27 protein-coding genes are annotated in these 16,134 nt (G+C 66.5%); all 27 read right to left on the bottom strand.

Annotated features, from left to right (window positions below; translation table 11 throughout):
- Positions 1 to 226: 226 nt before the first annotated feature.
- Positions 227 to 1,225, bottom strand: a complete 999-nt coding sequence (locus JMO03_RS03135; protein WP_149104223.1) for a DNA-directed RNA polymerase subunit alpha — start codon at positions 1,223 to 1,225, stop codon at positions 227 to 229.
- A 153-nt stretch (positions 1,226 to 1,378) separates the two neighbouring features.
- Positions 1,379 to 2,014: a 30S ribosomal protein S4 gene (gene rpsD / locus JMO03_RS03130; protein WP_202840135.1), complete on the bottom strand. Its 636-nt coding sequence runs from the start codon at positions 2,012 to 2,014 to the stop codon at positions 1,379 to 1,381.
- Positions 2,015 to 2,029: 15 nt separating this feature from the next.
- Entirely contained in the window at positions 2,030 to 2,425 is a 396-nt protein-coding gene (rpsK, locus tag JMO03_RS03125) for a 30S ribosomal protein S11 (protein ID WP_149104221.1), read from the bottom strand.
- A 15-nt stretch (positions 2,426 to 2,440) separates the two neighbouring features.
- Positions 2,441 to 2,797, bottom strand: coding sequence for a 30S ribosomal protein S13 (gene rpsM / locus JMO03_RS03120; protein ID WP_202840126.1), 357 nt, complete (start codon positions 2,795 to 2,797; stop codon positions 2,441 to 2,443).
- Positions 2,798 to 3,244: 447 nt separating this feature from the next.
- On the bottom strand, positions 3,245 to 4,570 hold the full coding sequence (gene secY / locus JMO03_RS03115) for a preprotein translocase subunit SecY (RefSeq protein ID WP_202840583.1): 1,326 nt from the start codon (positions 4,568 to 4,570) through the stop codon (positions 3,245 to 3,247).
- A 184-nt stretch (positions 4,571 to 4,754) separates the two neighbouring features.
- Entirely contained in the window at positions 4,755 to 5,198 is a 444-nt protein-coding gene (gene rplO, locus JMO03_RS03110) for a 50S ribosomal protein L15 (protein ID WP_238345858.1), read from the bottom strand.
- A gap of 5 nt (positions 5,199 to 5,203) precedes the next feature.
- Positions 5,204 to 5,401, bottom strand: a complete 198-nt coding sequence (gene rpmD, locus JMO03_RS03105; RefSeq protein ID WP_202840124.1) for a 50S ribosomal protein L30 — start codon at positions 5,399 to 5,401, stop codon at positions 5,204 to 5,206.
- Positions 5,394 to 5,933 carry a 30S ribosomal protein S5 gene (gene rpsE, locus JMO03_RS03100; RefSeq protein WP_202840122.1) on the bottom strand — a complete coding sequence of 180 codons (540 nt, stop codon included), beginning with the start codon at positions 5,931 to 5,933 and terminating at the stop codon, positions 5,394 to 5,396. Before rpsE ends, rpmD begins: the two co-directional genes overlap by 8 nt.
- A 278-nt stretch (positions 5,934 to 6,211) precedes the next feature.
- The gene (gene rplR / locus JMO03_RS03095; RefSeq protein WP_149104215.1) at positions 6,212 to 6,565 is read right to left on the bottom strand and encodes a 50S ribosomal protein L18; all 354 of its coding nucleotides are present in this window, start codon (positions 6,563 to 6,565) and stop codon (positions 6,212 to 6,214) included.
- 32 nt (positions 6,566 to 6,597) lie between these two features.
- Complete coding sequence (rplF, locus tag JMO03_RS03090) at positions 6,598 to 7,125, bottom strand: 50S ribosomal protein L6 (protein ID WP_202840120.1); 528 nt, start codon at positions 7,123 to 7,125, stop codon at positions 6,598 to 6,600.
- A 13-nt stretch (positions 7,126 to 7,138) separates the two neighbouring features.
- Entirely contained in the window at positions 7,139 to 7,534 is a 396-nt protein-coding gene (gene rpsH / locus JMO03_RS03085; RefSeq protein WP_202840119.1) for a 30S ribosomal protein S8, read from the bottom strand.
- A 228-nt stretch (positions 7,535 to 7,762) separates the two neighbouring features.
- Positions 7,763 to 8,068 carry a 30S ribosomal protein S14 gene (rpsN, locus tag JMO03_RS03080; protein ID WP_149104212.1) on the bottom strand — a complete coding sequence of 102 codons (306 nt, stop codon included), beginning with the start codon at positions 8,066 to 8,068 and terminating at the stop codon, positions 7,763 to 7,765.
- A 9-nt stretch (positions 8,069 to 8,077) separates the two neighbouring features.
- Complete coding sequence (gene rplE, locus JMO03_RS03075) at positions 8,078 to 8,620, bottom strand: 50S ribosomal protein L5 (protein WP_202840117.1); 543 nt, start codon at positions 8,618 to 8,620, stop codon at positions 8,078 to 8,080.
- Between the two features lie 26 nt (positions 8,621 to 8,646).
- Complete coding sequence (gene rplX / locus JMO03_RS03070) at positions 8,647 to 8,958, bottom strand: 50S ribosomal protein L24 (protein ID WP_149104210.1); 312 nt, start codon at positions 8,956 to 8,958, stop codon at positions 8,647 to 8,649.
- Between the two features lie 16 nt (positions 8,959 to 8,974).
- Complete coding sequence (gene rplN / locus JMO03_RS03065) at positions 8,975 to 9,343, bottom strand: 50S ribosomal protein L14 (protein ID WP_202840115.1); 369 nt, start codon at positions 9,341 to 9,343, stop codon at positions 8,975 to 8,977.
- Between the two features lie 15 nt (positions 9,344 to 9,358).
- On the bottom strand, positions 9,359 to 9,622 hold the full coding sequence (gene rpsQ / locus JMO03_RS03060; protein WP_149104209.1) for a 30S ribosomal protein S17: 264 nt from the start codon (positions 9,620 to 9,622) through the stop codon (positions 9,359 to 9,361).
- Between the two features lie 11 nt (positions 9,623 to 9,633).
- Positions 9,634 to 9,822, bottom strand: coding sequence for a 50S ribosomal protein L29 (rpmC, locus tag JMO03_RS03055; RefSeq protein WP_149104208.1), 189 nt, complete (start codon positions 9,820 to 9,822; stop codon positions 9,634 to 9,636).
- On the bottom strand, positions 9,822 to 10,235 hold the full coding sequence (rplP, locus tag JMO03_RS03050; RefSeq protein WP_149104207.1) for a 50S ribosomal protein L16: 414 nt from the start codon (positions 10,233 to 10,235) through the stop codon (positions 9,822 to 9,824). The genes rpmC and rplP overlap by 1 nt, the downstream gene beginning before the upstream one ends.
- Positions 10,236 to 10,238: 3 nt before the next feature.
- Complete coding sequence (gene rpsC, locus JMO03_RS03045) at positions 10,239 to 10,991, bottom strand: 30S ribosomal protein S3 (protein WP_149104206.1); 753 nt, start codon at positions 10,989 to 10,991, stop codon at positions 10,239 to 10,241.
- Complete coding sequence (gene rplV / locus JMO03_RS03040; RefSeq protein ID WP_238345857.1) at positions 10,992 to 11,384, bottom strand: 50S ribosomal protein L22; 393 nt, start codon at positions 11,382 to 11,384, stop codon at positions 10,992 to 10,994.
- A gap of 10 nt (positions 11,385 to 11,394) precedes the next feature.
- The gene (gene rpsS, locus JMO03_RS03035) at positions 11,395 to 11,664 is read right to left on the bottom strand and encodes a 30S ribosomal protein S19 (protein WP_149104205.1); all 270 of its coding nucleotides are present in this window, start codon (positions 11,662 to 11,664) and stop codon (positions 11,395 to 11,397) included.
- 6 nt (positions 11,665 to 11,670) lie between these two features.
- Complete coding sequence (gene rplB, locus JMO03_RS03030; protein WP_202840113.1) at positions 11,671 to 12,498, bottom strand: 50S ribosomal protein L2; 828 nt, start codon at positions 12,496 to 12,498, stop codon at positions 11,671 to 11,673.
- Positions 12,499 to 12,508: 10 nt separating this feature from the next.
- Positions 12,509 to 12,808 carry a 50S ribosomal protein L23 gene (rplW, locus tag JMO03_RS03025; RefSeq protein WP_149104203.1) on the bottom strand — a complete coding sequence of 100 codons (300 nt, stop codon included), beginning with the start codon at positions 12,806 to 12,808 and terminating at the stop codon, positions 12,509 to 12,511.
- A complete protein-coding gene (gene rplD, locus JMO03_RS03020) occupies positions 12,805 to 13,410 on the bottom strand; it encodes a 50S ribosomal protein L4 (RefSeq protein ID WP_202840111.1) in 606 nt (201 codons plus the stop codon). The genes rplW and rplD overlap by 4 nt, the downstream gene beginning before the upstream one ends.
- 12 nt (positions 13,411 to 13,422) lie before the next feature.
- A complete protein-coding gene (gene rplC / locus JMO03_RS03015) occupies positions 13,423 to 14,076 on the bottom strand; it encodes a 50S ribosomal protein L3 (protein ID WP_149104201.1) in 654 nt (217 codons plus the stop codon).
- 10 nt (positions 14,077 to 14,086) lie between these two features.
- Positions 14,087 to 14,398 (bottom strand): 30S ribosomal protein S10, encoded by a 312-nt coding sequence (gene rpsJ, locus JMO03_RS03010; protein WP_005408208.1) that lies wholly within the window; start codon positions 14,396 to 14,398, stop codon positions 14,087 to 14,089.
- 545 nt (positions 14,399 to 14,943) lie between these two features.
- Positions 14,944 to 16,134: an elongation factor Tu gene (gene tuf, locus JMO03_RS03005; RefSeq protein ID WP_202840109.1), complete on the bottom strand. Its 1,191-nt coding sequence runs from the start codon at positions 16,132 to 16,134 to the stop codon at positions 14,944 to 14,946.

The following is a 16,134-nucleotide window of genomic DNA, read 5'->3' as shown; positions in this document are numbered from 1 at the left end:
GTATCGCTGTCGCCATCCTGGCGTTGGAAATTGGACTGCGCTGGTCCGGTCCGGCATCCGTTGCCGGGGGTGCCGCGAACTCGGGTTCGTCGGCGAAACTCATATGGTGTACGTCAACAACTTGAAGCCGCGGCTGCGCCGCGCTTGCACTCCCGGCCCGGCGCAGCGCGCCGGGCGTTCGTGGTCGCCAGCCGTTGCCTGATGGCAACGGCTGTGCGGCGCCCACTCACCCCAGCATCCCGTGCTGCGAGACGCCGGCGGGCGGCCAGTTCTCGAGCTTCATGCCGAGCGACAGGCCGCGCTGGGCGAGGACTTCCTTGATCTCGGTGAGCGACTTCTTGCCCAGGTTCGGGGTCTTGAGCAGCTCGACCTCGGTCTTCTGGATCAGGTCGCCGATGTAGTAGATGCTCTCGGCCTTGAGGCAGTTGGCCGAACGCACGGTCAGCTCGAGGTCGTCGATCGGGCGCAGCAGGATCGGATCCACGCCCGGGGTCGCCGCCTTCTGGCCGCCGCGGTCGCGGTGGGTGAAGTCGCCGAACACGCTCAACTGGTCGGTGAGGATGTCGGCGGCGGTGCGCACGGCTTCCTCGGCGTCGATCGTGCCGTTGGTCTCGATGTCGAGCACCAGCTTGTCGAGGTCGGTGCGCTGTTCGACGCGGGCCGCTTCGACTTCATAGGCAACCCGGCGCACGGGCGAGAACGACGCGTCCAGCATCAGACGGCCGATCGCACGGGTCTCTTCGTCCGGACGGCGACGGGCGGCGGCCGGCTGGTAGCCGAAGCCGCGCTCGATCTTCAGCCGGATGTTGAGCTGGGTGTCCTTGGTGAGGTGCGCGATCACGTGGTCGGGATTGAGGATCTCGACGTTGTGGTCGGTCTTGATGTCGGCGGCGGTGACGACGCCCGGGCCGGACCTGCTCAGCGTGAGCGTGGAGCTCTCGCCGGTGCCCATGCGGATCGCCACGTCCTTGAGGTTGAGCAGGACTTCGAGCACGTCCTCCTGCAGCCCCTCGATCGTGCTGTACTCGTGCAGCACGCCGTCGATCTCGACCTCGGTGATCGCGAAACCGGGGATCGACGAGAGCAGCACGCGACGAAGCGCATTGCCGAGGGTGTGGCCATAACCGCGCTCGAGGGGTTCGATCACCACCTTCGCGCGGTTGCCGGCGAGGCGTTCGATCTGGGGACCACGGGGGCGCAGGACCTGGTTGGCGGTAACTGTCATGTTGATAGCGTCTCCTGCAGCGCCATCGCATCCGTCGACACGATGGCTCTAGGTGTTTCGAGCCCCCTGCCTGCTGGCAAGGGGTGGCCCGTGCGCGGGCACGGACCGGGGGAGTTGTTGCTCTGGTGCCGCGGGACGACCCGCCGCCAGTCCTTACTTCGAGTACAGCTCGACGATCAGCGCTTCGTTGATGTCCGCCGGCAGGTCGCCGCGATCCGGGACCGCCTTGAACACGCCGCTGAACTTCTTCTGGTCGACCTCGATCCACGACGGCGCCAGGTCCATGCTGGACGAGACGTTCAGCGCTTCCTGCACGCGCATCTGCTTCTGCGCCTTCTCGGACAGGGCGATGGCGTCGCCGGCCTTGACCTGGTAGGAAGGCAGGTTCACCGGCTTGCCGTTGACCGTGACGCCGCGGTGCGAAACCAGCTGGCGGGCGGCCGGGCGGGTGATCGCGAAGCCCATGCGGTAGACGACGTTGTCCAGGCGCGTCTCGAGGAGCTGCAGCAGGTTCTCGCCCGTGTTGCCCTTCTTGGTGGACGCCTTCTTGTAGTAGTTGCGGAACTGGCGCTCCAGCAGGCCGTAGATGCGCTTGACCTTCTGCTTCTCGCGAAGCTGCAGGGCGTAGTCGGAAAGCTTGCTGCGACGCGCGCCGGTGCCGGCGCCGTGCTGGCCGGGCTTCTGCTCCAGCTTGCACTTGGAGTCGAGCGCACGGGTCGGGGACTTCAGCGAGAGGTCGGCGCCTTCGCGGCGCGCGAGCTTGCAGGTGGGACCGATATAACGAGCCATGTTCTTTTCGCCCCCTTAGACGCGGCGCTTCTTCGGCGGACGGCACCCGTTGTGCGGGATTGGCGTCACGTCGATGATGTTGGTGATCTTGTAGCCCACGTTGTTCAACGAACGCACGGCCGACTCACGGCCCGGACCCGGGCCCTTGATGCGGACTTCCAGCGACTTCACGCCGTAGTCCAGCGCATCCTTGCCCGCCTTCTCGGCGGCGACCTGCGCGGCGAACGGGGTCGACTTGCGCGAGCCGCGGAAGCCCGCGCCGCCCGAGGTCGCCCACGAGAGCGCGTTGCCCTGGCGGTCGGTGATGGTGATGATGGTGTTGTTGAACGACGCGTGCACGTGCGCGATGCCGTCGGTGACGACGCGCTTGATCTTCTTCTTCTGCTTGTTGGCAGCTGCCGGCTTGGCCATTTCGGATGTCCTCGATTACTTCTTGATGGCCTTGCGCGGACCCTTGCGGGTACGGGCGTTGGTCCGGGTGCGCTGGCCACGCAGGGGCAGGCCGCGGCGGTGGCGCAGGCCGCGGTAGCAGGCCAGGTCCATGAGGCGCTTGATGGCGATGCCGACCTCACGACGCAGGTCGCCCTCGACCACGAACTTGCCGACTTCGGCGCGCAGGCGCTCGACGTCTGGCTCGGACAGGTCGCGGATCTTGATGTTCGAGGACACGCCCGCGGCTTCGCAGACCTGCTTCGAACGGGTACGGCCGATGCCGTAGATGCTTTGCAGCCCGACCCAGACGTGCTTCTGGGCAGGCAGGTTGACACCTGCAATACGCGCCATGCGCGGATCTCCAACTGGTTGGTCGTCCGGGACGGTTGATCCCGGCGAAGTGAACACGAAATTCTAACAGGGTCCCGGCTTCGTTGGAAGCCGGAGGCGCAAGCGCCCCCGGCCCGGCATGGGGAGTGTGCCCATGCTCCGGCGACGGATCCCGGCTGGCTGAACGGGGTTACCCCCGCCCGGCCACGCGCACTACTCTGGTGCGCGAATCGGCCCGGATCCACCCATGCGCGGGACTGCCGCACGGGTCGCCCATCGTGCCGGGGGAGGCTGGGCTCCGCGCCGGCGTGAATTCTCTGTGGCTTCCATGTCCACCGAAGGCGCGCCATGGGCACCGCTTCGGTCTTTGACGCCGCTGCCATCCATGGCGGGGCCATGGCGGCTTCGGATGGTCCGGCCCGACCATCCATGGTCGGGCGCTCCGCGAGGACAGCGCGGCATGCCGCGCTAGCGCGTCCTCGCTCCGCCCTTCAGGTTCGCCTTTTTCAGGAGGCTTTCGTACTGGTGCGACATCAGGTGGGCCTGGATCTGGGCGATGAAGTCCATCACCACCACAACCACGATCAGCAGCGAGGTGCCGCCGAAGTAGAACGACACCCCCATCTCCGCGCGCATGAACTCCGGCAGCAGGCAGACCAGGACCAGGTAGGCGGCGCCGGCCGCGGTCAGCCGCGTCAGCACCCCGTCGATGTACTCGGCGGTGGCCTTGCCCGGACGGATGCCCGGCACCAGCGCGCCGGACTTCTTGAGGTTGTCGGCGGTTTCCTGCGAGTTGAACACCAGCGCGGTGTAGAAGAACGCGAAGCCGGCGATCAGGCCCGCGTACAGCAGGATGTAGAGCGGCTCGCCGGGCGAGAGCGCCTGCGCCACCCGCTGCAGCCACTGCGCCGAACCGGCCTGGCCGAACCAGGTGGTCGCGGTGGCGGGGAACATGATGATCGACGATGCGAAGATCGCCGGGATCACGCCCGCCATGTTGAGCTTGAGCGGCAGGAACGAGGTCTGGTTCATGTACGCGTTGCGGCCGCCCTGCCGGCGCGCGTAGTTCACCGTGATCCGGCGCTGTCCGCGCTCGACGAACACCACGAAGTAGGTGAAGGCGAGCACCAGCACCGCGATCACGATCACCGCGATCGGGCTCATGTCGCCACTGCGTGCGGCTTCGACCGTGCCGATCACCGCACTCGGCAGGCCGGACACGATGCCGGCGAAGATGATCAGCGACACGCCGTTGCCGATGCCGCGCTCGGTCACCTGCTCGCCCAGCCAGACCAGGAACATGGTACCGGCGGTCAGGGCGATGATCGCGGTCACCACGAAACCCGGGCCCGGTGCATAGACCACGGGGATGCCGGTCCCGGCGCCCTGGCTCTGCAGCGCGACCGCGATGCCGGCAGACTGGAAGATCGCGAGCGGAATGGCGCCGATGCGCGACCACTGGGTGATCCTGCGCCGCCCCGACTCGCCTTCCTTCTGGATGGCTTTCAGGCTCGGCACGATCTGCACCATCAGCTGCATGACGATCGAGGCGGAGATGTACGGGATCACGTTCAGCGCGAACAGGCTGAAGCGCTCCAGTGCGCCACCGGAGAACATGTTGAACATGTCCACGATGGTGCCTTGCTGCTGCTCCATCAACTGCAGCATCGCGTCCGGATTCACGCCCGGCACCGGAATGAAGCAGCCGATGCGGTAGACGATCAGCGCACCGAGCACGAACAGCAGGCGCTGTCGCAGTTCGGTGAACTTGCCTGCGCCCGCAAGTCCGCCCATCGCACTACTGCTGCGTGACATCAGGCGCTCCAATGTATCGATCGATTCGCACGCTTACTTGTTTCCCAGCTTCGCCAACCATAGTGTCCGCCGTCCGTGGCGCAACCCTTCGGGCTTCGGACCGCCCTGCCCGTCCATCCATGGCCGGGCGCTCACCGGCATGGCGCGGCAATGCCGCGCCGGCTTATGCCGGATCGCCCTCGACCTTGCCGCCCGCGGCCTCGATCGCCGCGCGGGCGCCGGCCGTGGCGAGCAGGCCCTTGAGCACGAGCTTCTTCGAGATCTCGCCCTTCTTGACGATCTTGGCCTTCTTGGCGATGCGCGGCACCAGCTTGGCGGCGCGCAACGCGGCGAGGTCGACGTCGCCTTCGAGCTTGTCGAGCTGATACAGGAACACTTCCGCGGTATCGGTCTTGAGCTTCGAGCGGAAGCCGACCTTCGGCAGACGCATGTGCATCGGCATCTGGCCGCCTTCGAAGCCGGCCTTGATCTTGCCCTTGCCGGCGCGCGCGAACGAACCCTTGTGGCCGCGGCCGGCGGTCTTGCCGAGGCCGGAACCGATGCCGCGACCGACCCGGGTGCGCTCCTTGCGGGCGCCGTCGGCGGGCTTGAGCGTGTTGAGCTTCATCTTGATTACTCCTCGACCCGGACCAGGTAGTGGACCTTGTTGATCAGGCCACGGACCTGGGGGCTGTCCTTCAGTTCGCGGACGTCGTTGAGCTTGTTGAGGCCGAGCGCGCGCACCGACAGGCGGTGCTTCGCCTGCGAGCCGCGCAGGCCCTTGACCAGACGGACCTTGACGGTGCCGTCGCTGTTTCCGGTCTTAGCCATGGACGATGTCCTCCACCTTCTTGCCGCGCTTGGCCGCGATCTTGCCGGGCGAATGCATCGACTCCAGCCCCTTGACCGTGGCGCGCACCAGGTTGATCGGGTTGCGCGAGCCGACGGCCTTGGCCAGCACGTCCTTCACGCCCACCGCCTCGAGCACGGCGCGCATCGCGCCGCCGGCGATCACGCCGGTACCCTCGGACGCGGGCTGCATGAACACGCGCGCCGCGCCGTGGCCGGCCTTGACCGTGTGCCACAGGGTGGCGCCGTTCAAGTCGACGTTGCTCATGTTCTTGCGCGCGTACTCCATCGACTTCTGGATCGCGACCGGCACTTCGCGCGCCTTGCCGTAGCCGAAGCCGACCTTGCCGTTGCCGTCGCCCACCACCGTCAGCGCGGTGAAGGTGAACTGGCGACCGCCCTTGACCGTCTTGCTGACGCGGTTGACCGCGATCAGCTTCTCGATCATGCCGTCGTCCATCTCTTCGCGATCGCGATTGCGGTCGCGTCCACGGGATTCACGTTGTTCTGCCATTGCCATGTCTCGTATTTGGAAGGAAATTGCGGCTTGGCCGCTTATGGTTGTGGTCTGGAGCGGTGGCCCGCGTCCGCGGGCAGAAGCCGCGGGGCGTCCGGTGCAGCCCGCACCGGCAGGGTGAGTCGAGGCACGCTCAGCGCGGCACCGCCGCGCTGCCCTGGCGAACGCCCGGCCATGGATGGCCGGGCCGGACTGTCCGGAAGGGACAGTGTTCCGCCATGGATGGCGTCCATGACCGGATTTTCAAGCGACAGGGGCAAGCCCCCGCCGATCCATCAGAACTGCAGGCCACCCTCGCGGGCGGCATCGGCCAGCGCCTTGATGCGACCGTGGTAGCGGTAGCCGGAACGGTCGAAGGCCACCTTCTCCACGCCGGCGGCCCGCGCCTTCTCGGCGATGGCGCGACCGACCCTGGCGGCAGCCTCGGCGTTCTTGGCGCTCGTCAGGCCTTCGCGCACGTCGGACTGGGTGGTGCTGGCCGCAGCCAGGACCTTCGATCCGTCGGCGCTGAACACCTGGGCGTAGACGTGCTGGCCGGTGCGCAGCACCGACAGGCGCGGCACGCCGAGTTCGCGGATGTGCGCGCGGGTCGACTTGGCGCGGCGCAGGCGGGCGATTTTCTTGTCCATGGTCTGTTCTCTGGCGGGAAGCGGATCGGCCCTTAGGCCTTCTTGGCTTCCTTGCGGATGATGGTTTCGTCGGAGTACTTCACGCCCTTGCCCTTGTAGGGCTCCGGCGGACGGAATCCACGGATCTTGGCGGCGACTTCGCCCACCAGCTGCTTGTCGGCGCCGGCGACGATCACTTCGGTCTGCGTCGGCGCGGTGATGGTGATGCCTTCGGGCGCCTTGAACACGACCGGATGCGAGTAGCCGAGCGAAAGGGTGAGGTCCTTGCCCTGGACGGCGGCGCGGTAGCCGACGCCGACCAGCTCGAGCTTGCGCTCGAACCCGTGGGCGACGCCGTGAACCATGTTGGCGACGATCGCGCGCAGGGTGCCGGTCAGGGCGATCCGGGCCGGATCGTTCGCCGACAGCAACGCGTTGCCGTCCTCGATGCTGACCTGGATGTCGGCCGGCTTGGCGATCGAGAGCGTGCCCTTCGGGCCCTTGACGCTGATCGACTCGGCCTGGGCGTTCAGCTCGACGCCCTTCGGGAGGGCGACCGGCTTCTTGGCGATGCGGGACATGTGCGTTACTCCCTTAGGCCACGAAGCACAGGACTTCACCGCCGACGCCCTGCTGGCGCGCCTGCGCATCGGTCATGATGCCCTTCGAGGTGGAGATGATGGCGACGCCGAGGCCATTGAGGACCCTGGGCAATGCGTCCTTGCCGCGGTACTGGCGCAGGCCCGAGCGCGAGACGCGCTTGAGCTGCTCGATCACCGGACGGCCTTCGAAGTACTTGAGCTCGATCTCGAGCTCGGCCTTGGCGCCGTTCTCGGTCACGCGCAGGGCGGCGATGTAGCCCTCGTCCTTGAGGACGTTGGCGATCGCGACCTTGGTCTTGGAGGACGGCATCTTCACCGTCGGCTTGCCGACCGCGGCCGCATTCCGGATGCGGACCAGCATGTCGGCGATGGGATCAGTCATGCTCATGGAAATTCCTTATGAGTGCACCGATATCCGCTTTCGCGAAAATCTGTTCAGGTTGTCCCCGGCCGGGCCGGGCTTGCTGCGAGCCGCCGCGAAAAGCCGGCGAGCCGCACATTGTATACCAGCCAGGCGCCGCATGGACGGCGTCGGCTGCCATCACATCCCCTGGCGCGAACCGGCACCGGGCGCTGCCCCGCACGCGCGAACGCGACCGGAGGCGGTTCCCGCTTCCTACCAGCTTGCCTTGCGCAGGCCCGGCACGTCGCCACGCATGGTGGCCTCGCGCAGCTTGTTGCGGCCCAGGCCGAACTTGGCATACACGCCACGGGGACGACCGGTCAGCGCGCAGCGCGTGGTCTGCCGGGCCGGCGACGAGTCGCGGGGCAGCTTCTGCAGCCTGGTCGCGGCCTCGATCTTTTCCTCGTAGCTCGCGGTCTGGCTGCTGATCACCTTCTTCAGCTCGGCGCGCTTGACGGCGTGCTTCTTGACCAGCTTGGTGCGCTTGGTCTCGCGGTTGACCATGGAGGTCTTCGCCATGTCTTTTCCTCAGTTGCGGAACGGGAAGCGGAAGGCTTCGAGCAACGCCTTGGCTTCCGCATTCGTCTTGGCGGTGGTGGTGATGGCGATGTCCATGCCGCGGATCGCATCGACCTGGTCGAAATCGATCTCCGGGAAGATGATCTGCTCCTTCACGCCCATGTTGTAGTTGCCGCGGCCGTCGAACGACCGGCCCGACACGCCACGGAAGTCGCGCACGCGCGGCAGCGAGACGTTGACCAAACGGTCCAGGAACTCATACATGCGGTTGCGGCGCAGCGTGACCTTGCAGCCGATCGGCCAGCCATCGCGGATCTTGAAAGAGGCCACCGAGACGCGCGACTTGGTCACCAGCGGCTTCTGGCCGCTGATCTTGGCCATGTCGGCAGTCGCGTTCTCGAGCACCTTCTTGTTGGCGGCGGCCTCGCCCACGCCCATGTTGAGCGTGATCTTGCTCAGGCGCGGCACCTGCATCGGATTGGTGTAGCCGAACTGCTTCATCAGCTTCGGCACCACTTCTTCCTTGTAGAACTGTTCCAGACGGGTCGTCATTTTCTTGATTCCTCAGGATCAGGCGGTCAGACCGCCTCACCACTCGAGCGGAACACGCGCAGCCGCCGTCCATCCTCGAGCACCTTGGTACCGACGCGCTCGCCCTTGCCGGAGGCAGGGTTGAACAGCATCACGTTCGAAGCATCGATCGGCGCCTCGCGCTCGATCACGCCGCCGGGCTGGCCGGCTTGCGGGTTGGGCTTGGTGTGGCGCTTGACGATGTTGATGTTCGAGACGACGACCTTGTCGCCGAGCACGCGTACCACGTCGCCGGTCTTGCCCTTGTCGCGTCCGGCGATCACGACCACCTGGTCGCCCTTCTTGATTCGATTGGCCATGTCTATGTCCTTCCGCTCACAGCACTTCGGGTGCGAGCGAGACGATCTTCATGAACTTCTCGGACCGCAGCTCGCGGGTCACGGGCCCGAAGATTCGCGTGCCGATCGGCTCGTGCTTGTTGTTGAGCAACACCGCGGCGTTGCCGTCGAAGCGGATCAGGGAACCATCCGCGCGACGCACGCCCTTGCGGGTGCGCACCACGACGGCGTCGTAGACCTCGCCCTTCTTGACCTTGCCGCGCGGGATCGCGTCCTTGATCGATACCTTGATGATGTCGCCGATCGCGGCGTACCGGCGCTTGGAGCCGCCGAGCACCTTGATGCACATCACTTCCTTGGCACCGGAGTTGTCCGCCACGTCGAGGTGGCTCTGCATCTGGATCATTTCAGTGCCTCCTCGTTACTCGGCCGCGCGGGCGACGATCTCGACCACGCGCCAGTTCTTGGTCTTCGAAATCGGGGCCACTTCCACCAGGCGGACGATGTCCCCTTCCTTCGCGGCGTTGTCGGCGTCGTGCGCGTGCAGCTTGGTGGAGCGGCGGATGTACTTGCCGTACAGCGCATGCTTCACATTGCGCTCGACCAGAACGGTCACGGTCTTGTCCATCTTGTCGCTGACCACCCGGCCCTGGACCGTGTTCTGCTTCTTTTCGCTGTTGTTCATGGTCGTGTGCCTTACTTCTTCGACCCGAGGAGCGTGTTCACGCGCGCGATCTCGCGGCGCACCCGACGTGCCTCGTGGGTCTTGGTCAGCTGGCCGGTCGCCTTCTGCATGCGCAGCGCGAACCGTTCCTTCTGCAGCTCCAACAGGTGGCTCTGCAGCTCGTTGGCGGACTTGCCGCGCAGTTCCTTGATCGTCGCCATCAGCGCACCGTCCGGGTCACGAAAGTGGTGGTGACCGAGAGCTTGGCGGCGGCCAGGCGGAACGCCTCGCGCGCCACGGCTTCGTCGACGCCCTCGATCTCGTAGATCATGCGGCCGGGCTGGATCTGCGCGACCCAGTACTCCACGCCACCCTTGCCCGAGCCCATGCGGACTTCGATCGGCTTCTTGGTGATCGGCTTGTCGGGGAACACGCGGATCCACATCTTGCCGCCGCGCTTGACGTGGCGGCTGATGGAACGACGGCCTGCCTCGATCTGACGCGCGGTCAGCTGGCCGGTCGCGGTGGCCTTCAGTCCGTACTCGCCGAAGCTGACGGCGTTTCCGCTCCAGGCCAGGCCGTCGTTGCGGCCCTTGTGCATCTTGCGGTATTTGGTTCGCTTGGGTTGCAGCATGGTTTAGTCCCTCGCCTCGCGGTCGCCACGGTCGCGGCGCGGTCCGCGCGGACGCTCGCGATCGCCACGGTCGCCGCGATCGTTGCCGCGCGGCGAATCGTCCTGCTTCTCCTGGCCCACCTGGCTGAAATCGAAGATCTCGCCCTTGTAGATCCAGGTCTTGATGCCGATGATGCCGTAGGTCGTCTTGGCCTCGGCGAAGCCGTAATCGACGTCGGCGCGCAATGTGTGCAGCGGCACGCGACCTTCGCGGTACCACTCCGAGCGCGCGATCTCGGCGCCGTTCAGGCGGCCGGCGACGTTGACCTTGATGCCCAGCGCGCCCAGGCGCATCGCGTTGCCGACGGCGCGCTTCATCGCGCGACGGAACATGATGCGGCGCTCGAGCTGCTGCGCGATGGACTCGGCCACCAACTGCGCGTCGAGCTCGGGCTTGCGGACCTCGGTGACGTTGATGTGCGCCGGCACGCCCATCATGGTGCTGACGTCCTTGCGCAGCTTCTCGATGTCCTCGCCTCGCTTGCCGATCACCACGCCCGGGCGTGCGGTGTGGATGGTCACGCGCGCGGTCTTGGCCGGGCGCTCGATCAGGATCTTGCTGATCCCGGCGGCGGCGAGCCGCTTGCGCAGCATCTCGCGGACCTTGAGGTCGGCGACGAGGTAGTCGGCGTACTCCTTCTTGCCGGCATACCACTTCGAGTTCCAGTCCTTGGCGATGCCGAGACGGATGCCGGTGGGATGAACTTTATGACCCATTTACTTGCCCTCTCCCACGACGACGGTGATGTGGCTGGTGCGCTTGAGGATGCGCGTGCCGCGGCCCTTCGCACGCGCCATGAAGCGCTTCAGCGTCGGACCTTCGTCGACCGTGATCGTCGCGATCTTCAGCTCGTCGATATCGGCGCCGGCGTTGTTCTCGGCGTTGGCGATCGCCGACTCGACCAGTTTCTTGATCATCGCGGCCGCCTTCTTGTCCGAGAACTTCAGCAGGCTGACCGCCCGCTCCGCCGGCAGACCGCGGACCTGGTCGGCGACCAGGCGCGCCTTCTGCGGCGAGATGCGGGCCGTGCGCAGCACGGCGGTCCGCTTGTTGGCCTCGGTGCGCACGCGCTTGGCCTCTTCGTGCTTGGCTCGTTTTGCCTTGTCCATCGTGCGCTCCTTACCTGCCCGACTTCTTGTCGCCGCCGTGACCCTTGAAGGTCCGCGTCAACGCGAATTCGCCGAGCTTGTGGCCAACCATGTTCTCGTTGACCAGTACCGGGATGTGGTTGCGGCCGTTGTGGACGGCGATCGTGAAGCCCACCATTTCCGGCAGGATCATCGAGCGGCGCGACCAGGTCTTGATCGGCTTCTTGGTGTTGCCCGCCACTTCCACCTTCTTGATCAGGTGGTGGTCGACGAACGGGCCCTTCTTCAGTGAACGTGCCATGGTCTATCAGCTCCTGCGGTCGCGCACGATGAACTGCTGCGTCCGCTTGTTCTTGCGGGTCTTGTAGCCCTTGGTCGGCACGCCCCACGGGGTGACCGGGTGCGGGTTGCCCTGGCCGGCCTTCGCCTCGCCGCCACCGTGCGGGTGGTCGACCGGGTTCATGGCCGCGCCGCGGACGGTCGGCTTGATGCCGCGCCAGCGCTTGGCGCCGGCCTTGCCCAGCTTCTCGAGGTTGTGCTCGACGTTGCCGACCTCGCCGATCGTGGCGCGGCACTCGGCAGGCACCTTGCGCATCTCGCCCGAGCGCAGGCGCAGCAGCGCGTAGACGCCCTCGCGCGCGACCAGCTGCACGCCGGCACCGGCGGCGCGCGCGATCTGCGCGCCCTTGCCCGGCTTCATCTCGATGCAGTGCACGGTGGAACCGACCGGGATGTTGCGCAGCGGCAGGGTATTGCCGGCGCGGATCGGGGCATCGTTGCCCGCGATCACCTGGTCGCCGGCCTTCAGGCCCTTGGGCGCGATGATGTAGCGGCGCTCGCCGTCGACGTAGCACAGCAGCGCGATGTGCGCGGTGCGGTTGGGGTCGTACTCGATCCGCTCCACGCGCGCCGGGATGCCTTCCTTGTCGCGCTTGAAGTCGATGATGCGGTAGTGCTGCTTGTGGCCGCCACCGATGTGGCGCGTGGTGATGCGGCCATGGTGGTTGCGGCCACCGGACTTGCCCTGCGGCTCGACGAGCGCGGCATGCGGCGCTCCCTTGTGCAGGTCGGGCGTCACCACCCGGACCGCGGAGCGGCGACCGGGGGACGTGGGCTTGAATTTCATCAAAGGCATGGGAGCTTCCTCAGGCCGTCGCGTTGATGACGTCGATCGACTGGCCCTCGGCCAGCGTCACGTACGCCTTGCGCCAGTTGCCGCGGCTGCCCTGGCGGAAACGGAAGGACTTGCTCTTGCCCTTCACGTTGACCACGTTGACGGCCGAAACCTTGACGTCGAACAGCTTCTCGACCGCGGCCTTGATGTCGGCCTTGGTCGCATCCTTCGCCACTTCGAACGCGTACTGGTTGGATACTTCCTGCAGGCGCGCGGTCTTCTCGGACACGCGCGGCGCACGGATCACTTCATAGAGCTTGGCGTCGTTCATGCCAGCCACTCCTCGATCTTCTTCACCGCACCGGTGGTGACCAGCACGCTGTCGGCACCGACCAGCGACACCGGGTCCAGGCCCTGCACGTCGCGCACTTCGACGTACGGCAGGTTGCGCGCGGACAGGTACAGGTTCTCCGAGGCGTCCTCGGTCACGATCAGCGGACGCCGGCCGAGTTCGAAATCCTTCAGCTTCGAGATCAGGCCGCTGGTCTTCGGGGCGTCGACGTCGAACGACTCGACCACCGTGATCCGACCCTGGCGATTGAGCTCGGACAGGATCGCCGCCATCGCGGCGCGATACATCTTGCGGTTGACCTTCTGCGCGAAACTGCGCGGCTTGGCCGCGAAGGTCACGCCGCCGCCGACGAAGATCGGCGCGGTCAGCGCGCCGTGGCGGGCGCCGCCGCCCTTCTGCTTCTTCGACTTCTTGGTGGTGCCGTTGACCTCGGCGCGGGTCTTCTGCGCCTTGGTCCCGGCGCGACCGGCATTGCGATAGGCGACGACGACCTGGTGGACCAGGTCGCCGCTGAATTCGCGGCCGAAGATCGCGTCGGAGACGGACAGCTTGTCGTTGCTACCGTTGATGGCGAGTTCCATCGTCATCTCTCCTTATGCCTTGCTCGAGGGACGCACGATGACGTCGCCACCGGGTGCGCCCGGCACAGCACCCTTGACGGCGATCAGGCCGCGCTCGGCGTCGACCTTCACCACCTGCAGGCGCTGCGTGCTCTGCGTGTCCGCGCCCATGTGGCCGGACATCTTCTTGCCCGGGAACACGCGACCCGGCGTCTGGCGCTGGCCGATCGAGCCAGGCGAGCGGTGCGACAGCGAGTTGCCGTGGGTCGCGTCGCCCATCTTGAAGTTCCAGCGCTTGATCGTGCCCTGGAAGCCCTTGCCCTTGGTGACGCCCTGGACGTCGACGATCTGGCCGACCTCGAAGATGTCGGCCTTGATCTCGCCGCCCACTTCGAAATCGGCGATCTTGTCGTCGGCCACGCGCAGTTCCCACAGGCCGCGGCCGGCTTCGACCTTGGCCTTGGCCAGGTGACCGGCCTCGGGCTTGGTCAGCAGCGAGGCGCGCTTGACGCCGGCGGTGACCTGCACGGCGCTGTAGCCGTCGGTCGCGACCGTCTTCACCTGGGTGATGCGGTTCGGGGTGGCTTCGATCAGCGTCACCGGCACGGACTTGCCGTCTTCGGTGAACACCCGGCTCATGCCGGCCTTGCGGCCGACGATGCCCAACGAATGGATCTTCGCGGTCATGGTGGCGTCCTCAGGTCAGCTTGATCTGGACGTCGACGCCAGCCGCGAGTTCGAGCTTCATCAGCGCGTCCACGGTCTTGTCGTTGGGGTCGACGATGTCGAGCACGCGCTTGTGCGTGCGGGTCTCGTACTGGTCGCGCGCGTCCTTGTCGACGTGCGGCGACACCAGCACGGTGTAGCGTTCGATCTTGGTCGGCAGCGGGATCGGGCCGCGCACCTGCGCGCCGGTCCGCTTGGCCGTTTCGACGATCTCGCTGGCCGAACGGTCGATCAGGCGGTGATCGAACGCCTTGAGCCGGATCCGGATTTTCTGGTCCGCCATGACGGAATTCCTTACGTTGAAAGAGCGACAGGCCCTGCGGCTGGGTGCGCAGGACCCCGTTGAACCTTCGACCTCCCGGGAAGAACCGACCCCGGGAGTTTCGGGCGACTGCAAAAATCAGGGCAGACCGGTCGCCCGGTCCGCCCAGAGAGGGAACAGCGAGCGCAACGAAACGCCCCGCCTATGTGCCCCGGAGACCTCCGGAACGGGCGAAGCGCATGCCGCGCGACATGGTCCCTGTCTGGCGAAGACGAGGCGCATCCTGCACCTCATTTCGCGGTTTCGCGGGCGGCCATGAAGCCTGCCACCCGTGAAGAGTCGAATATTATGAAACCTTCACCGGCCCGATGCAAGGGGCGCAGCCGCTTTTTTGCCCCGGACAACCCGCAATCGCGTGGGTGCCGGTGAAGGCGACGGCGGCTTTCGCCGCCTCGCCCTTGCCTGTCCGGTTCCGGTCGGGGACCGGGGCCGGGGGAGATCCCTCGCTTGCGCTCGGGATGACCTTCCACCAGCCGTGCGCGCCTTGGCGCGCACGGGGTGTCAGGTCACTTGATGATCTTCGCCACCACGCCGGCGCCGACCGTACGGCCGCCCTCGCGGATCGCGAAGCGCAGGCCCTCGTCCATCGCCACCGGGTTGATCAGCGACACCACCATCTTCACGTTGTCGCCCGGCATCACCATCTCGGTGCCCTCCGGCAGCGTCACCGCGCCCGTGATGTCGGTCGTGCGGAAGTAGAACTGCGGACGATAGCCCTTGAAGAACGGGGTATGACGGCCACCCTCGTCCTTCGACAGCACGTACACCTCCGCCTCGAACTCGGTGTGCGGCTTGATCGAACCGGGCTTGCACAGCACCTGGCCGCGCTCGACCTCGTCGCGCTTGGTGCCGCGCAGCAGCAGGCCCGCGTTGTCGCCCGCCTGGCCCTGGTCGAGCAGCTTGCGGAACATCTCCACGCCCGTCACCGTCGTCTTCTGCGTCGCGCGGATACCGACGATCTCGATCTCCTCGCCCACCTTGATCACGCCGCGCTCGATCCGCCCGGTCACCACCGTGCCGCGGCCCGAGATCGAGAACACGTCCTCGACCGGCATCAGGAACGGCTTGTCGATGTCGCGCTCGGGCTGCGGGATCCAGCTGTCCAGCGCCTCCACCAGCTTGATGATCGCAGGCACGCCGATCTCGCTCTGGTCGCCTTCCAGCGCCTTGAGCGCCGAACCGTGGATGATCGGGGTGTCGTCGCCCGGGAACTCGTACTTGGACAGGAGTTCACGCACTTCCATCTCCACCAGCTCCAGCAGCTCAGCGTCGTCCACCATGTCCGCCTTGTTCAGGAAGACCACGATGTACGGCACGCCCACCTGGCGCGCCAGCAGGATGTGCTCGCGCGTCTGCGGCATCGGGCCGTCCGCGGCCGAACACACCAGGATCGCACCGTCCATCTGCGCCGCACCGGTGATCATGTTCTTCACGTAGTCGGCGTGGCCCGGGCAGTCCACGTGCGCGTAATGGCGGTTCGGGGACTCGTATTCCACGTGCGCGGTCGAGATCGTGATCCCGCGCGCCTTCTCCTCCGGCGCCGCGTCGATCGCGTCGTAGGCCTTGAACTCGCCACCGAAACGCTCGGCACCGATCTTCGTCAGCGCCGCCGTCAGCGTCGTCTTGCCGTGGTCCACGTGGCCGATCGTGCCCACGTTCACGTGGGGCTTGGTGCGCTCGAACTTACCCTTTGCCAT

It is taken from the genome of Luteimonas saliphila (genome assembly GCF_016774335.1).
Taxonomy (GTDB): domain Bacteria; phylum Pseudomonadota; class Gammaproteobacteria; order Xanthomonadales; family Xanthomonadaceae; genus Luteimonas; species Luteimonas saliphila.
This window is presented reverse-complemented; position numbering and strand designations above follow the sequence as displayed.